We start from the raw sequence: 19,126 nt of genomic DNA, 5'->3' as shown, positions 1-19,126 counted from the left end.
TAAATTGTGTCAACGTGTGTGTCAACTCTCAAGGCTAACAACATGAATATACGTCAAAGACTACATTTGGCTTTAGGAAGAGGTAGGTGGTCAATTCGAATTAGGGGTAATAGCTAAAACCAAGTACTTTATATTTTTTATGATCTAGCAAATTAGCTTTAATTTATGGGTATCAAAGCTAATATTCAGCGTCGTTAAGCAATAAAGTTCGTTACTTTTCCCAAGCTAACTGCTCAAGCTCTCTGTGTAAAATATCGTCGTCTCCAACATTTAATTCAATAAGTCGTTTTAGATGCGTGACACTCTCAATGTCTATTTGACAACAATGCAGGCCTAAATGTGCTTCTTCAATATGACCAATTTCAACTTCCATTGAAATGGCAATATCGCTTTCTGGTAGGTTGAATTTAAGGCTTGCAGGTTCATTCTTTAAAGAAACATACCCAATAGGAAGGGTAATGAGCGCACCATTCAAAGAGAGATCTAGCACTTTACAGGTATAGTCGCCGCTTGCTGTCATTAACGTGGCGGTATTTGAAAATAATACCCGAGTAAATCGTCTACGCTCTTCCATTTGTTACTCTCTTATACAGTTTTAATAATCATAGTTGCTAAAGTGAGCCAATTCCAATTTAAAAGCCCCAATTCTAGGGGCTTTTATCTGACCGACTTAGCCAATTTTTTTATATTTAATACGTTTTGGTTCAGCAGCTGCTGCACCATAGGTTTTTTTCAACCATTCTTCATATTCAGTATAGTTACCATCAAAGAAGTTTACTTGACCTTCATCACGGTAATCTAAAATATGTGTTGCAATGCGGTCAAGGAACCAACGGTCGTGCGAAATACACATGACGCAGCCTGGGAACTCTAATATTGCATTTTCTAAGGCCCGCAGGGTTTCTACGTCTAGGTCATTGGTAGGTTCATCCAATAAGATGACGTTTGCACCTGCTTTTAATAGTTTAGCTAAATGTAAACGGTTACGCTCACCACCAGAGAGTTCTTTTACAAACTTTTGTTGGTCATTGCCTTTAAAGTTAAAGCGACCTACATAAGCTCGGCTTGGGAACTCAAAGTTACCAATTTTGAGTATGTCTTGCCCGTCAGAGATTTCTTGGAAAACAGTATTGTTGCCATCCATATCATCTCGGAACTGCTCAACGGTTGCCAGTTCAACGGTGTCGCCAAGGTCAATGTTACCAGCTGATGGTTGTTCTTGGCCGCTTAGCATTCTGAATAGGGTTGATTTACCTGCACCATTGGCACCAATGATCCCGACAATAGCACCTTTAGGTACACTAAAGCTTAAATCATCAATGAGCACGCGGTCGCCGAAGCTCTTTGTTAGGTTATTTACTTCGATGACTTTGTCACCAAGGCGTGGCCCAGGTGGGATGAACAGCTCATTCGTTTCATTACGTTTTTGATAATCGGATTGCTGCATTTCAGTAAATTGGGCCATACGAGCTTTTGATTTAGCTTGACGACCTTTCGGGTTTGAACGAACCCATTCAAGCTCTTTTTCGATCGATTTTTGGCGTGCTTGTTCCGATTTTTCTTCTTGCTTTAAACGTGCATCTTTTTGTTCTAGCCAAGATGAGTAATTACCTTCCCATGGAATACCATGGCCTCGGTCTAACTCTAAAATCCAACCCGCAACGTTATCTAAGAAATAACGGTCGTGCGTGATAGCCACAACGGTTCCTTCATAATCATGTAAGAAGCGTTCTAACCAAGCAACAGATTCTGCATCAAGGTGGTTAGTTGGTTCATCGAGTAACAGCATGTCAGGTTTTTCTAGCAGTAGGCGACAAATCGCGACTCGACGACGCTCTCCCCCTGATAGATGTTCTATTTTTGCATCCCACTCAGGTAAACGCAGTGCATCAGCCGCGCGTTCTAGCACATTATCAATATTATGACCGTCATGGGCCTGAATAATCGCTTCTAACTGACCTTGCTCTTTAGCAAGTGCATCGAAGTCAGCACCATCCATTGCATATTCAGCATACACTTCATCAAGACGCGACAGTGCACTTTTTACTTCGCTCACGGCTTCTTCAACCGTTTCACGCACTGTTTTACTCTCATCGAGTTGAGGCTCTTGTGGTAAGTAACCTATTTTTGTACCGGGTTGTGGGCGTGCTTCACCCTCAAAACTGGTGTCTAGACCAGCCATAATACGCAACAGTGTTGATTTACCTGCACCATTTAAACCAAGTACCCCGATTTTTGCGCCAGGGAAGAAGCATAACGAAATGTCTTTTAAGATTGTACGTTTAGGCGGCACTACTTTGCTCACCCGTGACATTGTATAAATATATTGAGCCATGAGAATCCAAACTTTGTATTGGTGCTCTTATTTTAGAGAAAGGAGGGCGTTGGAGCAATGATTTAGGAGGAACTTATACTTTTATATTAGAGTCTTAACAAGAATACATTATTTAACAAAAGTGCATATATTGTTTACTAAATCAACGGAGTAAACAAAGTGTATATTATCCTGTTGTTTTTACTTAAGTAATTAATATTAGGTCATAAATGACCTGTTTTAGAACCAGAATATCGGTAATATTAACGTATCTTGAAAAAACATGTTGTCAGGTTTTGTAAACAGTACTGGTTGTTTGGTGTGTATTTGAAGTTACGACTCAGTTCGAGCCCATATAGAAATTACTCATATTTTGTAGCATTTCATTATCCACATTGTAAATAACATACTTTAGTTACGATTACGTTGCACATTCGTCGTTATTTCTGCTTTAGCCAAATGGAATATGGTTACGTAATAGAAGTGCAGCATTCCTTTCAGCATGACTATAAAAATATAAGCAAGTGACTTCAGATTGAAGTAAGTGACCTTAGTTACAGGCTTGCTAGATGTGAAATTAAAAGGATAGTAATGAATCAATCAGCCATGAATAGAGAACGTTTATCAGTGAAGCGCACGCCCAAGGGAGGAGTGATATTACGCTATGCACGACGGTTGAGAGGCTATACACAGGCAGAGTCTGCTGCAACTTATGGTATTGAAGAACGAACATTAAGGCGTTGGGAAAATCGTGAGTTTGACCCAAAGTGGAATGATGTGATTAGTCTAGTAGAAGATGTATATCTGTTAAACATTTTAGAAGTAATTGGAAAAATCAATGATGACAACGAACATAACGATTAAGCAAGTTCGAGCTGCACTTAAAAAGTGGGCTAACTTTTGGGTTAAAAGGGAGATGGGGCGTGGTTTTAAGTCTCAGTCTATTTCTGATAGAACCGGTCAGCCCACAGGCGGGTTTTCTGCAAGTGAAGCAATGAGTGTACCAGATGAGATTGAGTTGATTACGTCATTAATCTCACAATTGCGACCTGAATGTATCAAGGCGATTAGAGCGCGTTACATGATGCCTGGGACAATGACTGAAACGTCTAAATTACTTGGCTTTGATTCGAAGCGTTCCGCAGAGTTTTGGTTAGTTAAAGCTGAGCGAAGTCTCATGCTTGAGTTGTCAAATTGAGTAAAAAAAGAGGGGGACGAATATGTCATTGATGATCACCGTGGAGCAAATAAAAAAACATGAGGGGTATAAACAATATCCTTATTACTGTACAGGGGGAAAGTTAACAATTGGTTATGGCCGTAATTTGGAGGACAACGGGATTGATGAGGAAGAAGCAGAGCAATTGCTAGCAAAAGATATACGTGAAGCAAAAGCAGGTGTAAAGCGCCGTATAGATGTCAGTCGTTGTAATGAAGCTCGCCAAGCTGTATTGGTTAATATGGCGTTTAACCTAGGCGTTACAGGGTTAATGGGCTTTAAGAAGATGATTGCCAACTTAGAGCAAGGTAATTATGAGCAAGCAGCGCTTGAAATGTTGCACAGCCGATGGGCAAATCAAGTACCTGGTCGTGCCAATGAGCTCGCGAAACAAATGCTAAGTGGAGAATGGCAGTAATGGGAATCTTATCAACCCTATTTAGCCCTGTAATTAAAGACCCAATTGAAACCGTAGGGACAATTTTAGATGAATTGTTTACGAGTGAAGAGGAGGTACTGAAGCAACATATTTTGAAAGCACGCTTGATTGAACAGTCTGCACAAGTACAGGCGAAAATAAGTGAGTTAAGTGCATCGCATCGAAGTGTATTTGTTGCAGGAGCTAGACCATTTTTACTTTGGGTGTGTGGGTTTGGTTTTTTATTCTCATTTGTAATTAATCCAATATTACAATGGCTTTGGCCTGAAATAGGGGCACCAGAATTACCTTTGGAAGTCATGCTTGAGCTAACATTAGGTATGTTAGGGTTGGCAGGGCTGAGAACAATTGAAAAAATTAACGGAGTTGCTAAGTGAGTCAACCGGAGCAGTGGCAAATGAAAAAGGAGCTCAATTTAGCCCATATAATTACAACGGTGACATTATTGGTTTCAGGGATTTTATATTTGAGTGATTTAGATAAGCGGATCACGACGAATACCCAAGAGCTGTCACATTTAAAACAAATCAGAAATGAAGATCAAAAGCGTATTGAAAAACGCTTAGATTCCATAGATAAAAAGCTTGATACTTTATTGAGTAGTAAAGCCAGAGTTAACTAAACGCCGTTTCGGGATCCCGTGACGCCCCCCTTCAGCCAATTATACACTATGGTGCACAGCCATGTGTTATGAGGAGCAGCACATTTGAATAATGCAATTGAATTATCACGTTTGGCAGTCCCAGACGTGATTGAACCCCTAAAATACGACGACATTTATCAACAAATGGAAAATGCGTTAACAGCGTCTTTTCCACATTACGCGGTACTTGCGTCAGACCCTGCGATTAAGTTGTTAGATATCGCTGCAAGTCGCGAGCTGTTGTTGAGACAGCGAATAAATGACGCGGCGCGCTCTGTTATGGTTGCGTATGCCAAAGGTGAAGACTTAAATCATTTGGGTGTGCTATTTGGTGTGAAACGGGGCGATGCAGAAAGCGACGAACGGTATCGGGCACGGATCCCATTGTCACTTGAAAGCCACAGTATGGCGGGCACGATGGGGGCGTATGAGTATCAAGCGTTAGCAGCATCGCATCATGTGAAAGATGTGTATGTTACCTCCAGTGCTCCAGGTATTGTGGATGTGTATGTATTGCCAGAAAAAAATGCCAACCCTGATTCTGTCTTGCATGTGGTCAGTGAGCATTTGAACGATGAAGATATTAGACCACTTACGGATCTGGTTAAAGTACATATGGTTACACCTAAAAAGTATGAGGTCAGCGCACAAATTTATTTTCATGATGGTGCAGATCGAAGTGCGGTGAGTGCAAAAATCGACACGGCAATAGCAGAGTTTACTTTACAACATTATAAATTAGGTCAAGAAGTGCCTCATTCAGGACTTATTGATGCATTGCATCAAGCCGGTGTGAGAAAGGTGAAGCTATTGTCTCCACAAGATGACATCAGTTGTGAAGTCAATCAGGCGGCTATTGCTAGCTTACCAAATCTTACATTTGCATAAGGTGACGCTATGAAAAATGACAATAACACAGATGAGGCCAATGACTTCCAATCTCTGCTACCAATGAATGGCAGTGCGCTTGAGCAGTCTATTGAACAAGCATCGAGCTTTTTACCGAATAAGCCTATACCGGAATATGTGGCAAAGCATTGGGATCCTAAAACGTGTCCTGAAACGTTACTACCTTGGTTGGCATGGAGCTTATCTGTTGATGAATGGGACGAACAATGGCCAACAGAAACCAAAAGGGCATTAATTCAAGAGTCTGTCACCATACATAAGCATAAAGGCACCGTTGGCTCGGTAAAACGGGCACTTGCTTCATTAGGTCTGAAAGTGGATTTCTTTGAATGGTTTGAGGACGTGGATGATGTCTTTTTAGCACCCCATCACAGTGGCAAACCTAATACATTTACTTTTATCGCTTGGGCCAATGAAACACCTTATACCAGTCAGCAAGTAGTATTAAGTCAGGCGCTTTACGACTCCATTTATCGGGTTACAAATCATACCAAACCACAAAGAGCACATTTTAACTTTTTGGTTGGAGCAAAACTTGACTTAGGTGTGACTGTTGCAACCACATCGAGTGGGTTACAAGTTGGACGTATAAACTATGACACGGTGCCGGTGAAAGCCGCCCCCACAGAAATGACAGCGGGCCTCACGGTCGTGAATAAACACCGCTATGGGCTTAAACGTCATTATGGCAAAACCCAAGCTGTATCGGGTGAATTATCCGCCGCATTGGGCGCAGGGTTGCATTTGCATAATCAACGCCACAGTGTTGGCCGATTTTATATGAGTAGCGACCAAAAATTACCAGCAGGCTGCTATTACTTACAGTCTTCTTTAGCCGCTGCATTTCATTTTAGTAACCGACGCTTCAGCGTAGGTCGCTTTTACCTTCATTCATCTCAATAGAGAGGGTGTGCGTTTACTTAGTTAAGTGACGTTACATGAAGTAATGCAGCAAATTGGCAACAATACAGGTAATCAAACACTAAGTAACCCTACATAACACTCTATTGTTTCTTATATCAGGCAGCCTTTGATAAGAGATGATAGCAAATGCACTACAGGCTAAAGCTGGCGTCGCTTATACAAGGCTGTTTGATATCAAATCAACCTAAGGAGTATGTGCAGTGAGCACAATCTTACGGCCAACAATCACAACTGCGGGTTTAGAGGCAGTTTTTAATTCTGAAAAGAATGGCTTTCAAGCCAAAATTAACAAAATAGGGCTCGGTACTGGTAATTATACGCCTCATCAAAGTCGCTCGGCATTAGGTGCAGAGGTACATCGTATTTCTGTGGCAAGTGGCGAAGACAAGGGCAATGCACAAATTCACATGAGTGTGATTGATGACACCAATCATAACTTTTGGGTCAACGAAGTGGGCTTTTATTTAGAAGACGGCACTTTGTTTGCTGTTTATTCAGATCCTGATAAACCTATTGCTTATAAGTCATCAGAAGTTGACTTGCTGCTAGCGTTTGATCTTGTACTAACGGGCGTGCCAGCAGATTCAATTACTGTGATTGATCAAGGTGTTAATTTAAATATTTTAATTGCACCGGAGCTGGCCAAGTTAGGTGCAGCACAAATTGGCAACATGTACCGTCATATCAAACAAAAGTTTGAGCTGATGGACGCAGGCGTTTTGAAATAATAGGAGCAAACAATGGCATTAGAACAAGATATCGCAAACTTGGTTGAATCAACTAATCAACTCACGTCAGTAATTGACAATAAAGCAAAAACCATCGATGCAAAAATGGCACAGCTTGACAGCCGCGTCGCAGCCAAAGAAGCGCAAGTTGAGCAATTTATTCAAGATGCAACGCCAGAACCAAGGTATGTTCAAACGATTAAAATTGGCGGGTCTAAAGATTATTTATATCCGGTTTGGTGGGCTTTTCCAGATAATAGTTTTGGCACTGGAAAGTTAACTATTCATCGTAACTATGCATGGAATGGTAGTGTAACAGAAAGGCCACTACATGCTAATCAACCACATCAAGCTGCGTTACTTTTAGAGCTTGAAGGTAATGCAACGAGTTGGAGTGGTGATGCTAATTACATGAACATAAAGCGCTTTAGTGAGCGTTATTCGAATGTAGCAAGTCATGTAAGTTATGCAATGTACTGTAATGCTGAGAAAGTAAATCCAGATAAACCAATATATAGTGGAAGCACTGATGGAGGTTTTGGTGCCTGGTATCGGTCGGGTTCTGGTTTGTATTTACGTGGTGGCGGCTTGACGTATCGGATCACGAAAAACTGGGCTGGGGATGTCAGTTATCATGACGGTAGCGATAATTTACGTCGAGTGCTGCGAGAAGTAGAACTTGACGCTTGGTCAGTGCGCTGGTTTGCTGAGCCATTACCTTTTAGTGAGTTGCAAGCCCCCATTGCCAATACCATTCCTTATGTGAATCACCCTTATACGCCTACAGCTGCTCAATAAGCATCTGACGTTACAGTCGGTGTTAATGCAGAAAGCACAAAGTAAGAAAATGAAGGATTAATAATGATTTTAGAGAAACTCACGGTAGCAGGAAACGATATGGTCAATGTCCCTGCTGAAGAAAAAACCTTGCTTGATTTAGGTGTTGCGCAAGCGGATGTTGCAGGGCTTATTGCACAGGCAAAGCAAGCGCAATTAGAGGCTCAGTGCCAACATGCACGCAGCTTTGCTTATCAGGCGCAATCAGACGGCCTAGCGTTTGACTACCTTGCCGCTCAAGCGGAGTTTGGCGAACAAAGTGCCCAAGCAGAAGCGGCTAAAGTAACATGGCTTACGGCGCGTAAATCAATAAAGGCGCATTATCCAAAACCTTAAAGTTTAAACTTTTTAACGAGTACTAGGGGCTGTTGAACTTGCGGTTCTATTTTTGTTCTCAATGAGCGCGTTTTTATCGCGGCGCTTAATGTGTGGTTTAGTAGTCTAAGCGAATATTAAGCAACAAAGAGAAAAGGGCACTCAAAAGAACCGGTAGGCAGCGCTTGATTGGTTTTTCTACTATGTTATCGGCTGACTCACATGGAATAACCATGCTACGCAGCCTCTGCCTTGTATAAAAGCCAATCAAACTGCTGCAAAATTGAATCTGAAAGACCAACAGCCCCTAACTAAACCCACTTTTTGGTGGGTTTTTTTATGCTCATTTACTCGAGCCATACGTAGTCGTATTACATACATTGTTTATTTAACAATAAGTGAATACAGGTTGGCTCATTATTATTATGGAGAAAATAGAATGGCATTAGAACAAGACATTGCTGATCTCATAAAATCAGCCAACCAACTCACAGACACCGTTGACGGTAAAGTGCAAGACATTACCGCGCATTTAAACCAAAAAAAGCAAGAGATTGACACCAAACTCACTGCTAAAGAGCAAGCTGTAGACGCAAAAATTGCCAGCTTTCAAAAAGCACTGCCGCTTGGCCCAAACATGTTGTCAGACACCAAGCATTTTGCACACATCAACGCAGGCCAACCAGAAGGTACGGCAGTTGACGTATTACAATCACATGCCGCCCCATGGAGCTGTTTTTATTATCAAGGCACAGAAGGGGTAAGTACGGTAACTAAACTCAACACAAGCATGTTGGCCCAGCATGGGCTTGTGCCAAATGATGATTTTAAGGCGCGGGCTTTAGGAGACTATCGCTCAGAATCAAATACGTATTATGGCACTGATTTCAAAGTGGTGGTATTTGATGTAGAAATCACCAAAGGCAGAGAAACCGATGCAAATAATGGTCTCTTATTCGTTATTAACCAAGGTTGCCCCACTTTTACTGGATGGGGACGTGGTGAGTTTTTAACCCAAGCCAGCTGTTGGGTAAATGTACTTGAAGTAAGTGGTAATATGAAGTTTTATCCTTCTTCAAATCGCTCGGCATCAATTAGAGTCGACAGTTCTGATCTGAACAAAGGCTGGCAGTATAAGCACGCAACAAGAGCTGGTTGGGGTGGATGCCATCAACCTATATTTTCAGGCCTTGGTAAAATGAAAGTGGCGATTGCATTGCCGTATATAGGGATGGGCGATCATGGCGATAACATGATCTGGGCTGATAGCGTTGGCCACCCGTATTCTCACGTTGGTCCAACTGTTGTTGAAGGAGCATAACCATGGCGCTATTAAAACAAATCTCTACGCAAACTAATTTTGCAGGTGGTATTAAAGACCTAGTCCATGGCGCGCACATTGCTGAAGAAGCCGGCGTTGCTGCTGATGATTTTGAAGTGATTTTCAATACCGATGAAGTACAAACGCTACGAAGAAAAAGCTACAGCGCACAAAGCGATTATTTGTTCTTTGATTACATGGCTGCCGTCGCTGAATTTGGCGACTCGTCGGCACAAGCAAGCACAGCAAAAACGGCTTGGTTAGCACAGCGCGAAGCGGTTAAAACACAATTTCCAAAATAACTGACTTATAAAACCAACCCGTTTTATAAGCGACTTTAACGGATCAAACACAATCAACTTTTTATTGCATACATAGCCCGCTTTTGCGGGCTTTTTTGTATGCGCTTTTTTTAAAATGTATGGAGAAAATACACATGGCGTTAGAACAAGATATTGCCAAACTTATAGAGGCCTCAAATGACCTCACCACCATTGTGGATAACAAAATTCAAGACATAGATAACAAAGTGCTGTCAGCTAAAAGCACCGTTGATGGCTATATTAATCAAGTGAATAACTATATTGATTCAACCCGAGGCAAGCAGTCTCATTTTCGTTTAACTAAAAACCAAGCTTTACTACCAAACAGTGATAGTACATTCCCGCTTAATTGGAGCGGGGGATTTGTTAAAAGTGCTAAAGTTGTTGAGACTGTCGTTACAGGCTCTTTGCCAGAACAACGATCCGCTCTTGCTCGTGAGTTTCTTCAAGCGATTAACTCAGATCGACAGCATTTCGCTGGGAGCTTTAAGATATGGGAGTTTGAGTACTACCCAAATCGCCGAGGTGAAAATCAAGGGCAAGCAGCATATTTAATGTATCAGTATAGTAGACGAACCACTGTATCTACGGCTGCTGCCATAGTTAAACATATTAAAGGAGTGGTGCCTAATGGTTACTGGTGTCAAGGTCTTGAGGCCAATCAACCAGCAAAATTATGTGGTCAACTGCTAAGTCATTCTGGGCGTAATAGTTACACCCATTGTCACCCATATGTAAATGGCATGGGAAAACCTGAAACAGAAACAGGCATTATTCAAGTTGCATTGCCAGCAGTGGTAACTGGAGATGTCGATTTAACCAATAAGGAATGGGGGCAGTTTGCATATTTAGGTGATGCTGACCAACCTGCGTATAATTAAGGAGAGAATATAATGGCTAAATTAAAAGTAAATAATCAGATAGTAGATCAATTTTATGACTTCGGTACACCGCCTGACGCAACCATGCAACTAGTGCATGAACAGTTCGGGGAAAGCGCAACCTATGTTGTTGAACTGACTGAACTTGAAGAAATAGCTCTATCAAAAGCAACTAAACGGGCAGACATCACAGCACACGTGGCTGATACAGACTCATTGCTTGGTACAACCTCAGACACCACGCACTTACTCCTTAACGAACTCAGTGGTTTTATTAATAAGCTTAACAAAGCCACCACATTGGCAGAAGTGCGCGCATCAGCCACGTCATTACAATCAGCAATTGGCCACATTGAGGCAGACGTGGCTGCTGGGTCATTAACGTTCCCGTATCAAAGCAAAGGTCAGCAAAGCGTAATGGATGAAATATCAGCGCGCGCCACTGCGGTTAACCAAGTGCTTAGTAAGTAAACCTCAGCAATACCATATTGGTGATAATGGCCGCGTTATCACGTTGCCCGTAAGGCCACCACAAGTAGGTGTTACGGGCAAGGTGTTTGGCCACTAACAATACGATATAGCGAGTGTTTAGTTTAACGAATTCTTAGTTTTACAAATTATGAGTTTTACAAATTATGAGTTTAACGAATTTTAGCGCCATCGAACTCAACCAACTCCCCACGCCAAGCCTTGTAGAGTCTCTTAGCTTTGACGCCATAAGCAGTGCGATCCTCGCAGATTACAAAACCCGCTTTCCAGATGCGCAGCTAAATTTTGCCAGCGATCCAGTAGTAAAACTCATTGAGTGTTTTGCTTATCGAGAGTTATTAGTAAGAGCACGCATCAATGAAGGGGCCGAAGCGGTTTTATTGGCAAAAGCCACCCGCACTGAGCTGGACTATTTAGGGCAACGATTTGGTGTAAAAAGGGCGGTAAGAGCAGGGGGTGATCAGGCAAATAACGTCAATAGTGTCGCGAGTGATGATCCAAATGCGTTTGAAAGCGATGAACGTTTTCGTACCCGTATTAAACTGGCATTAGAAGGGTTTAGCACCGCAGGACCGGTTGGGGCGTATGCGTTTCATAGTTATAAGGCGTCTTCACACATTAAAGATGTGTTTATTGAAGCGCCAGAGTTTGTGATGCAAGCGCCTCCTTCAACCATGGCTGAGCAATTACCCAGCGGGACTATGCTGCTAAAAAACACCTATAGTGCCGATTTAATTACGCCCATGCCCGGTGATGTTGCCATTACATTATTATCTGATGAAGGGAATGGCACGCCATCAAGTGCTGTTTTACAGGCAGTTGAGCAACATTTAAATCAAGATGATATTCGCCCACTCACAGACAGGGTAAATTTGCTAAAACCCCACATCTTCGATTTTGAAGTCAAAGCAAAACTGCATTTATACCCGGGTTTAAATGCCGATGAAATATGCGCTGAGTCACAAGCGGCATGCCAAGCGTGGCTCAATACTCATCACAAGCTTGGTCACGATATTTCACTCTCGGGGTTATATGCTGTGTTGCATAGCGCAGGGGTGCAGCGAGTGGAATTAGTTAGGCCCACAGCCGATATTGTGGTTGCACAAAATCAAGCGGCATATTGCACGCAACTAACGGTTTCTGTAGAGGCGCACCGCAATGTCTAATAGCGATGAACGTCCAGCCAAGTTAACGCTTGCTAATAGCTCATTGCTTGAGTCGTCATTGCTTGAAGCCAGCGCACGCCTTGAAGACATACCTGTTCAGTTAAAGCATCTTTGGGACCCCAATAATTGCCCTGCACATTTTTTACCTTGGCTTGCTCATGGTTTAAGTGTTGACGCATGGGACAGTGCGTGGCCTGAGCATATTCAGCGTCAAGTGATCGCAGCCAGCGTACCAAATCACCGTATTAAAGGAACGGTCGGGGCGCTAAAGCAATCCCTCAATGCACTCGATGCAGACTTAGAACTACAAGAATGGTGGCAAATCGGTGGCCCACCGCACAGCGCCCGAGTATTGGCTTTGGCTAAAAACAACTTAGATGAACAGGGCGCAAGCTTTATCACCCCTAAGTTGCAAGCACAACTGTGGCAGGCAATTGCTGCTAACAAACCTTGTAGAACGCAAATTGACTTTCATATTGGCAATATTCAGCAAAATAACGTGTACTTGGCGGCCGCAGGGCAAAGCACCACGCTAAAAACCAATCACCTCGCGCAAAGTGTTGATGGCGAGTTTGATACCAGTGATGTCACGTTACAAAGCGTTGCCAGCACTTATGAAATAGGCACTGGGCGGTTAGCGCAAAATGCCGATGACCAATTCGACTTAAGTCATATCACAGTACAAGGTGCAGCCAGTAACTATGAAATAGGCACTGAGCAGTTACAGCAAAATGCAGATGAACAATTCGATTTAAGTCATATTACAGTACAAAGTGCAGCCAGCAATTATGCAATAGGCATGGAGCAGTTGCAGCAACATGCTGATGGGGATTTTGCGCTTTGCCAAACTTATGTTGCTAACACCACACACACCACCACATTTCAAACTTCATACATGGAAATTCTATGAATACTTATCAACCTATAATTACGCAAGCTGGCTTAAATAAAGCGGTGAATGCGAAGGAAAAGGGCTTGAGCGTACACCTCAGCCATATCGCGATTGGCGATAGGGGGTACACGCCAAACAAAAACGACACGGCTTTGAGAAATGAAAAGGCCATAGTAGAGACGGGTGACGCCACCGACTACAAAAACGGTCAGTTTCGCGTGTCGGGTAAATTCACCAGCGACACCAACTATGCAGTACGAGAGGTCGGCTTTTTCTTATCAGACGGCACCTTATTTGCCCTTTGGTCACATCCTGAAAATGTCCTTTTTTACCTCACGCCCATGGCAACGGTTGTGCAGGGGTTTGACTTATTACTCAGTGCCGCGCCACACGACGCCATTACCGTCACCCACAATGGCGACTTAAAAATGTATTACGACGACGTGTTTATGCAAATGACCCAAGTACAAACTGAAATGCTGACTGCACAAACGCAAACCAACACCAATATCGTCAATCTTTATCAACAATTAGCCGAAAAAGGACTTTTATAATGAGCACCATCGAGTCACAAATTCAAAAACTCAATGACACAAATGCAGAATTAGCCCGAGTAAATAACGAGCTAACGAATACAGTGCGCACTCATACGAGTAAAATTAATAATGAGGTTGAGGCCGCAAAAAATACCATGTCAGCAGCCACAGCCAGCGCGATCAGCGAAGTAAAGGCCGATGCCAACGCAGTAAATGCTGAAATTAAAGCGCGCATGGACGACGCGGTAGTCCCTTGGCTGCCAGCAATGACTAAAGTACAGTTTGATGCATTACGCGCTGATCGAAAGCAAAAATATGCGGGGAGCGGGTTTGTTGAGTGGGGGAAACATCGCAATGGCTGGGAAAATATAAATGAAGGTATGTCCATTGAGGTTACGGGCTCAAATCGTATTAACTTAGGTTCGGGGCTTCATGCAAACACGAATGCTATTGGCCAGAGCAGCTTAAAAGCCCCTCGTGTTGTTATGGATGGTGTAAATATTGAATTAGATAGTGTCGGTGTTAATGCGAGTATTTCATATCAAGCTAACTTAGTTCTCTTACCGCCCGCCCCAGACGGCACTAAAACCTACGACTCGGCCACAGGCACAGTAACTCAACACACCAACGCCGAGGTTGCATTCACCTCTGAAACGGCCACGAATAAAGTCATTACCTCTCGCAAAGATTTAGTGTTTCTAGAGTCATGGCATGAAAGAATCTCAGATAAAGACATCGTTTACCCCTTGGGTAACGTGCAATACGGTGTAAGCAGCTATGAAGGTATAGCACTATCCAATAACTTGGTTGCACAGGGCTATTCAGCCTTTGGCGAGTGGGATGAGAACACCAAGGGTTATGGTGTTAGGTGGTCGTCATTAACTGACGTACAAAAAGCGATGTTTTTAAGTGAGCTAGAGAATAATATTTATTATGACCCGCAAGCTAAAGGGTATATTCAAGTGCGTTACAGAATACGGGTTGTTGAGGGGAAAAGTAATGACTGGGATGAAAGAACCATTAATGGCGCTTCGGCGTCGGGAGCGATTTTTGGTCTCAACTATGGATTAAACGTGAACCGGATTGCGGTTAGAGGGCAAAGCGTAAGTCGTATAGATTGGGCCGTAGACGGTAATAACTTTTTTCATAACCAAACTTGGATACATTCTACTACGAATTTGGAGGTTGGTTATGATCGAACACTTTGGCGCCAGCGTTCGGCTGGTGCCGGTGTTGCATTTAATAATAGCGCGCGAGCCGTACCCATTGCCCTTATTCAGCGCATGAACCAAGGTGCTTATCACCCAAGTTACAATCCTATGGGTTGTGCTTCTTTAGAAGAACGTGGATATGGATTTTTGAAATGGTATAGAAATGAAAGGCTGCCAGAAGGGTTCGTGGCTAGCACCTCCGATTGTTTTAATAAAGACGATGGAATGTTCAATACCATTGTCGGAATTACTGGTAGTATCTCTGGTGGTACCGGTAGATCTGGTCGTTCAGATCAATACGAATACTACGATGCCATCTACGCGGGTCAAGTTGAAGACCTGCGTTTAAACGCCAACAAGCTTGATGTAAATAAACTACGCGAAGACACCATGCGCAAAGCGGTGGCAGGCACTTTGCGTGGTGCAGGGAAAGTACCGTTTACTAAAATGGGAAAAGGTAACTGCTTTGATTCAGCTATCACAATATATATATATAAAGCAGCGCATTTATCAGAAGAAAATACGTTAATTGATGGAACATTCTTTGGCGCAAATAGTTATTTATCCAGCCTTAAAAATGGGCAAAAGTTTAAGGGGGCGCCTGTTGCCATTAAGTTTTTATCCGCAGGTAATACTAACCTGACCACATACGCAGGTGGAACAGCTTTAAACCAATGGTTATTCATTGATGATTTTTCAATCGAAAGTAACAATCAATTAATAGCGTTAACCAACCCTAAAACACAGAATGTAAACTGGTTTAGTGAAGGTAGAGGCGCGACTATTGAAGCCGAATTGCTTTACCCAACAGAGCAGCAGGGTGCTGAATTCGATTCACTCCCTTGGGTAGATATTATTGGTCACCCAGAACGTATTGCGACCACTTTTCCAAATGGAGTTGTTGGGCAGTGGGTACCAAAACTACCAGATAACTCATCCGGTTACCCGTTAAATAGAAAAATGACCAATGCCGTTCTAAATGCAAGTTATAGCAGAGATTTAGGTGCTACATGGACAAATACAAATGTTGGACATAATGCTTTGTTGAATACCAGTTCAGGCAGCTGGAACCCAGAAGTTGTGACTTTATTAACCTATGAGAGCCAAGCCAATTTTACTGAGTTGGCAACTAGCTCAAATATTGTGGATAGTTGTGTCGGTGATATATTTGTTTCTCTGAGTGCGAGTACAAATCAAGGGAATAGATTGCATCCAAGCTTAACCAATAAAATTGGTAAGTCAGGCGTATCAGACCCAACTTTTAAATCGTACTCTGTAGCATCTAGCCAAGTGATGAATGATAAGCTGTTATATGAGCCTAAACATCAATTAATGGATGTGGCAAAGCCAGCAAATAACTCACCTGCTGTGAAAGCACTCCCTACCATTACTGAAAAAAATGGCTTGTATTACCTACAATTACACGGCGCTGAATTAAAACACCATACACCCACGTTTACTGACGTAAACCCAAGTTCAAATACCACATATACTGAAGGGAACTTTTATCGTCTAACAAATTATGGTGCTAAAGGTTATTACGTGTGTGAAGTAACGAAGACATTTGTGCTTTATACCAATACAGACTACATCCAAATGGAGAACGGAGACATAACTCATGGGCCGACAAATCAAGTTGTATTGCGTAAATTAAATACCGCAGATGGCGGCAGTTGGGGCGACGACCAAACTATCCCCATCGTTAACGGTGAAGATGTAAAAACTGATCTCAACGGCAACACGGTTAAAGTATTCTGCCACCATACGCAAATCCCACTTGGCATCGCCCATAACGACTAAGGAAAGACCATGACTCAAGCACAAATAAATGAACAAACAAATCAACAAGCAGGCACTCAATCAAGTGCTCAGTCAAGCACTGAACTTGAAGCGCTGGTAGCTGGCACTCCAGAGCATATGACGGCAGTTCATGCCGTAGAAGTGGCTGTAGCAGAAACGGCTCATGAAGTGACAGTCCATGAAATAACGTATCAAGATGTGCAAACTAAAATGGCATTGCGTCATCCGCGATCGCAAATTAATGCGCTATTACAACAAGCCATTGCGCAAGAGCAGGCCAATTATGACGCTGCACACGCGCAGTGGCTGGTGGATGTAGCGCAAACACAAGCATCGATTGATGCGGCAGTGGCATATAATGCAACTAACCCGGATGAACCGCAGGTCGTGCCTGAGCTGCCAAGTGAGCCAACAATTGATTTGGCGCTGCGCCGAGCATGTTATAAGCAAAGTTTTGTTGACGTTGATTTAGCACTCACCACTGAAGCAGAGCCCGCCAAAGTAGTGTTTGATGATGAGGCATTGATTGCCTATCACCACCCCGCAACCGAGGCGCACAGCGCTGAACATATTGGACAAGTCAAACGCGCGCGTTTTAAAGCGCAGCGCGCCATTGACGTTGCGGCCATTACCGTTGAAGTTGAAGGGCTGGTATTTGATGGCGATGAAATAGCGCAAACCCGTATGGCCCGCGCTGCGGTTGTCATGGATGACACCGAAAGCGTTTCTTGGGTATTGGCTGACAATAGCCAAACCAGAGTCAAGAAAGCGCAACTGGTCGCTGCATGCAAAGCTGCTGGCCTTGAACAAACTAGGTTGTGGATCAATGATCTGTAATACTCAAGATTAGTTAACCTCAGGTTAATTACAATCACTCTAGCCACTTATATTGAGTAAGCGCTTTATAAGTGGCTAATATCGCTTTAATCTTTTTTGTTTTTAAGTACGTGCGCATATCGAACCCTTATTATGGTTATTTATTGTGAACACTTAATATTATTTAAGGTTGCCTTTACTATTATTGATATTAGGTCAATATTGACCGTTTCCATTCCCATATTCTTGCTATTATTCCCTTATATTTGAAATACCTGTCAATTATTAACTCTTCACATTCAGTGCATTCACATGGTCATTTCTTGCCTGTAGGGTCATTACTTTTAATGGCATTTATCAGCATTTTTTTATTTAAACTCAGGTTTGGGTAAGGGTTCTGGAATAGAAAATGTTTTGAAAACAACGCCGAGAGTGAGAAAAATAGCTTTATTGGGCAAATTCGCTTATTCAGAGCTGAGGTTATTTAATCTTACTACTTTATTTGCAAGCACTTACGTAAATGATGCTGCGTATTTCTATCTAACTCATACTAGAGGAGCCTTTATGGTTCATGCTTTAAAAACGCGACAGTCATCACTTATGAAACTGCCATTCACATTAATTAATACCGGGTTATGCCAAGCATCAAAAAGTAAAATTTATCTCGATAGTGTGGTATTACCTAAGCAGATAAACCCCTTAGCTGACAATAAATTATTTTATCAGCGTGATAAGTATCTCTCTCTTGGAGAGGGGGCACAATTTTCAAGTCAAACTATTTGGATTAAATTTTTAAATGTGGGTAAGAACCCAGAACAAAGTACAGTGAATATCGAGTCTTTTTCGGGTGGTCATGTGTTAAATACTTGGGTGCGTGTAACACATTGTGAAATCACTGATGGCGGGCAAAGTATTGTGCTTGTAAACCCCAATACCGGATCCCATGCGTGGTTTAGTACAGGTAATGCCAATAATGTAGAAGCTCAAATTGTTGTCGCAACCGAATTTGACACGGATGAATTCGACGCAATGCCTTATATAGACATTATCGGCGACATTCATGATGTAGTCAGGGTTTTTCCAAAAGGGGTGATGGGGCAGTGGAATCCGTATTATGTGCCAAAGAGTGTGCCAATGCGATTTAAACTGAACCAGCAAGCGGGTGAAGGTGGGCCAAACTTTTGTGCCTATTTGGCTAATGATGAATGGCAAACCGTGACAGGTGCGATGAACTTAGCAGTCTCAACGAGTACGATCAGTAATGAGTCAACGTCAGTACCTCTGAGTTCAGGCAGTATTGCTTTGTATTTTTATGACGCGCTATCTCAATAGTGAGGGTGTGTCGTGCGTGTTCATTTCATCA

General features: G+C 42.6%; 22 protein-coding genes. 20 read left to right on the top strand and 2 right to left on the bottom strand.

Annotated features, from left to right (window positions below; genetic code table 11):
- Window positions 1-211: 211 nt before the first annotated feature.
- Together J8L98_RS22675 and ettA are read right to left on the bottom strand one after the other, a co-directional pair.
- A complete protein-coding gene (locus tag J8L98_RS22675; protein WP_192507019.1) occupies window positions 212-574 on the bottom strand; it encodes a PilZ domain-containing protein in 363 nt (120 codons plus the stop codon).
- Window positions 575-670: 96 nt separating this feature from the next.
- A complete protein-coding gene (gene ettA / locus J8L98_RS22670) occupies window positions 671-2,335 on the bottom strand; it encodes an energy-dependent translational throttle protein EttA (RefSeq protein WP_210998339.1) in 1,665 nt (554 codons plus the stop codon).
- 585 nt (window positions 2,336-2,920) lie between these two features.
- Between ettA and J8L98_RS22665 the strand changes: the two genes are divergently transcribed.
- From J8L98_RS22665 to J8L98_RS22570, 20 genes are all read left to right on the top strand, one after another.
- On the top strand, window positions 2,921-3,178 hold the full coding sequence (locus tag J8L98_RS22665; protein WP_192508520.1) for a helix-turn-helix transcriptional regulator: 258 nt from the start codon (window positions 2,921-2,923) through the stop codon (window positions 3,176-3,178).
- Entirely contained in the window at window positions 3,153-3,512 is a 360-nt protein-coding gene (locus tag J8L98_RS22660; protein ID WP_225738302.1) for a hypothetical protein, read from the top strand. The genes J8L98_RS22665 and J8L98_RS22660 overlap by 26 nt, the downstream gene beginning before the upstream one ends.
- A gap of 22 nt (window positions 3,513-3,534) precedes the next feature.
- Entirely contained in the window at window positions 3,535-3,951 is a 417-nt protein-coding gene (locus tag J8L98_RS22655) for a glycoside hydrolase family protein (RefSeq protein ID WP_210998338.1), read from the top strand.
- Window positions 3,951-4,349: a 3TM-type holin gene (locus J8L98_RS22650; RefSeq protein WP_210998337.1), complete on the top strand. Its 399-nt coding sequence runs from the start codon at window positions 3,951-3,953 to the stop codon at window positions 4,347-4,349. The genes J8L98_RS22655 and J8L98_RS22650 overlap by 1 nt, the downstream gene beginning before the upstream one ends.
- The gene (locus J8L98_RS22645; protein WP_192507023.1) at window positions 4,346-4,594 is read left to right on the top strand and encodes a hypothetical protein; all 249 of its coding nucleotides are present in this window, start codon (window positions 4,346-4,348) and stop codon (window positions 4,592-4,594) included. Before J8L98_RS22650 ends, J8L98_RS22645 begins: the two co-directional genes overlap by 4 nt.
- 84 nt (window positions 4,595-4,678) lie before the next feature.
- Window positions 4,679-5,503, top strand: a complete 825-nt coding sequence (locus J8L98_RS22640) for a baseplate J/gp47 family protein (RefSeq protein WP_210998336.1) — start codon at window positions 4,679-4,681, stop codon at window positions 5,501-5,503.
- A 9-nt stretch (window positions 5,504-5,512) separates the two neighbouring features.
- Window positions 5,513-6,427 (top strand): phage tail protein I, encoded by a 915-nt coding sequence (locus tag J8L98_RS22635; protein ID WP_210998335.1) that lies wholly within the window; start codon window positions 5,513-5,515, stop codon window positions 6,425-6,427.
- Between the two features lie 221 nt (window positions 6,428-6,648).
- Entirely contained in the window at window positions 6,649-7,176 is a 528-nt protein-coding gene (locus tag J8L98_RS22630; protein WP_010367839.1) for a phage tail protein, read from the top strand.
- Between the two features lie 12 nt (window positions 7,177-7,188).
- Window positions 7,189-7,974 (top strand): phage tail protein, encoded by a 786-nt coding sequence (locus tag J8L98_RS22625; RefSeq protein ID WP_210998334.1) that lies wholly within the window; start codon window positions 7,189-7,191, stop codon window positions 7,972-7,974.
- Window positions 7,975-8,037: 63 nt separating this feature from the next.
- On the top strand, window positions 8,038-8,349 hold the full coding sequence (locus J8L98_RS22620) for a hypothetical protein (protein WP_210998333.1): 312 nt from the start codon (window positions 8,038-8,040) through the stop codon (window positions 8,347-8,349).
- 418 nt (window positions 8,350-8,767) lie between these two features.
- The gene (locus J8L98_RS22615; protein ID WP_210998332.1) at window positions 8,768-9,649 is read left to right on the top strand and encodes a hypothetical protein; all 882 of its coding nucleotides are present in this window, start codon (window positions 8,768-8,770) and stop codon (window positions 9,647-9,649) included.
- Between the two features lie 2 nt (window positions 9,650-9,651).
- Window positions 9,652-9,951, top strand: a complete 300-nt coding sequence (locus J8L98_RS22610) for a hypothetical protein (RefSeq protein ID WP_210998331.1) — start codon at window positions 9,652-9,654, stop codon at window positions 9,949-9,951.
- 134 nt (window positions 9,952-10,085) lie between these two features.
- Window positions 10,086-10,853: a hypothetical protein gene (locus J8L98_RS22605; protein WP_192507031.1), complete on the top strand. Its 768-nt coding sequence runs from the start codon at window positions 10,086-10,088 to the stop codon at window positions 10,851-10,853.
- A 12-nt stretch (window positions 10,854-10,865) separates the two neighbouring features.
- Window positions 10,866-11,324: a hypothetical protein gene (locus J8L98_RS22600; RefSeq protein WP_210998330.1), complete on the top strand. Its 459-nt coding sequence runs from the start codon at window positions 10,866-10,868 to the stop codon at window positions 11,322-11,324.
- A 164-nt stretch (window positions 11,325-11,488) separates the two neighbouring features.
- Window positions 11,489-12,508, top strand: coding sequence for a baseplate J/gp47 family protein (locus tag J8L98_RS22595; RefSeq protein ID WP_210998329.1), 1,020 nt, complete (start codon window positions 11,489-11,491; stop codon window positions 12,506-12,508).
- Window positions 12,501-13,418: a phage tail protein I gene (locus J8L98_RS22590; RefSeq protein ID WP_210998328.1), complete on the top strand. Its 918-nt coding sequence runs from the start codon at window positions 12,501-12,503 to the stop codon at window positions 13,416-13,418. Before J8L98_RS22595 ends, J8L98_RS22590 begins: the two co-directional genes overlap by 8 nt.
- Window positions 13,415-13,954 carry a phage tail protein gene (locus J8L98_RS22585; protein ID WP_210998327.1) on the top strand — a complete coding sequence of 180 codons (540 nt, stop codon included), beginning with the start codon at window positions 13,415-13,417 and terminating at the stop codon, window positions 13,952-13,954. Before J8L98_RS22590 ends, J8L98_RS22585 begins: the two co-directional genes overlap by 4 nt.
- Window positions 13,954-16,947 (top strand): hypothetical protein, encoded by a 2,994-nt coding sequence (locus J8L98_RS22580; RefSeq protein ID WP_210998326.1) that lies wholly within the window; start codon window positions 13,954-13,956, stop codon window positions 16,945-16,947. The genes J8L98_RS22585 and J8L98_RS22580 overlap by 1 nt, the downstream gene beginning before the upstream one ends.
- A gap of 9 nt (window positions 16,948-16,956) precedes the next feature.
- Window positions 16,957-17,784 (top strand): hypothetical protein, encoded by an 828-nt coding sequence (locus tag J8L98_RS22575; protein WP_210998325.1) that lies wholly within the window; start codon window positions 16,957-16,959, stop codon window positions 17,782-17,784.
- A gap of 543 nt (window positions 17,785-18,327) precedes the next feature.
- On the top strand, window positions 18,328-19,095 hold the full coding sequence (locus tag J8L98_RS22570) for a hypothetical protein (protein ID WP_210998324.1): 768 nt from the start codon (window positions 18,328-18,330) through the stop codon (window positions 19,093-19,095).
- Window positions 19,096-19,126 lie beyond the last annotated feature (31 nt).

This window comes from Pseudoalteromonas sp. MMG013 (assembly GCF_018100885.1).
GTDB classification, from domain to species: domain Bacteria; phylum Pseudomonadota; class Gammaproteobacteria; order Enterobacterales; family Alteromonadaceae; genus Pseudoalteromonas; species Pseudoalteromonas aurantia.
The sequence above is the reverse complement of the archived record's forward strand: the minus strand, read 5'-3'. Positions and strand labels throughout refer to the sequence as shown.

What these genes read in the sequence shown, in the direction of transcription:
- J8L98_RS22675 (WP_192507019.1), bottom strand. Translation starts at nt 574, where the DNA reads ATGGAAGAGCGTAGACGATTTACTCGGGTATTATTTTCAAATACCGCC.
- ettA (WP_210998339.1), bottom strand. Translation starts at nt 2,335, where the DNA reads ATGGCTCAATATATTTATACAATGTCACGGGTGAGCAAAGTAGTGCCG.
- J8L98_RS22665 (WP_192508520.1), top strand. Translation starts at nt 2,921, where the DNA reads ATGAATAGAGAACGTTTATCAGTGAAGCGCACGCCCAAGGGAGGAGTG.
- J8L98_RS22660 (WP_225738302.1), top strand. Translation starts at nt 3,153, where the DNA reads ATGATGACAACGAACATAACGATTAAGCAAGTTCGAGCTGCACTTAAA.
- J8L98_RS22655 (WP_210998338.1), top strand. Translation starts at nt 3,535, where the DNA reads ATGTCATTGATGATCACCGTGGAGCAAATAAAAAAACATGAGGGGTAT.
- J8L98_RS22650 (WP_210998337.1), top strand. Translation starts at nt 3,951, where the DNA reads ATGGGAATCTTATCAACCCTATTTAGCCCTGTAATTAAAGACCCAATT.
- J8L98_RS22635 (WP_210998335.1), top strand. Translation starts at nt 5,513, where the DNA reads ATGAAAAATGACAATAACACAGATGAGGCCAATGACTTCCAATCTCTG.
- J8L98_RS22625 (WP_210998334.1), top strand. Translation starts at nt 7,189, where the DNA reads ATGGCATTAGAACAAGATATCGCAAACTTGGTTGAATCAACTAATCAA.
- J8L98_RS22620 (WP_210998333.1), top strand. Translation starts at nt 8,038, where the DNA reads ATGATTTTAGAGAAACTCACGGTAGCAGGAAACGATATGGTCAATGTC.
- J8L98_RS22615 (WP_210998332.1), top strand. Translation starts at nt 8,768, where the DNA reads ATGGCATTAGAACAAGACATTGCTGATCTCATAAAATCAGCCAACCAA.
- J8L98_RS22610 (WP_210998331.1), top strand. Translation starts at nt 9,652, where the DNA reads ATGGCGCTATTAAAACAAATCTCTACGCAAACTAATTTTGCAGGTGGT.
- J8L98_RS22605 (WP_192507031.1), top strand. Translation starts at nt 10,086, where the DNA reads ATGGCGTTAGAACAAGATATTGCCAAACTTATAGAGGCCTCAAATGAC.
- J8L98_RS22600 (WP_210998330.1), top strand. Translation starts at nt 10,866, where the DNA reads ATGGCTAAATTAAAAGTAAATAATCAGATAGTAGATCAATTTTATGAC.
- J8L98_RS22595 (WP_210998329.1), top strand. Translation starts at nt 11,489, where the DNA reads ATGAGTTTAACGAATTTTAGCGCCATCGAACTCAACCAACTCCCCACG.
- J8L98_RS22590 (WP_210998328.1), top strand. Translation starts at nt 12,501, where the DNA reads ATGTCTAATAGCGATGAACGTCCAGCCAAGTTAACGCTTGCTAATAGC.
- J8L98_RS22585 (WP_210998327.1), top strand. Translation starts at nt 13,415, where the DNA reads ATGAATACTTATCAACCTATAATTACGCAAGCTGGCTTAAATAAAGCG.
- J8L98_RS22580 (WP_210998326.1), top strand. Translation starts at nt 13,954, where the DNA reads ATGAGCACCATCGAGTCACAAATTCAAAAACTCAATGACACAAATGCA.
- J8L98_RS22575 (WP_210998325.1), top strand. Translation starts at nt 16,957, where the DNA reads ATGACTCAAGCACAAATAAATGAACAAACAAATCAACAAGCAGGCACT.
- J8L98_RS22570 (WP_210998324.1), top strand. Translation starts at nt 18,328, where the DNA reads ATGGTTCATGCTTTAAAAACGCGACAGTCATCACTTATGAAACTGCCA.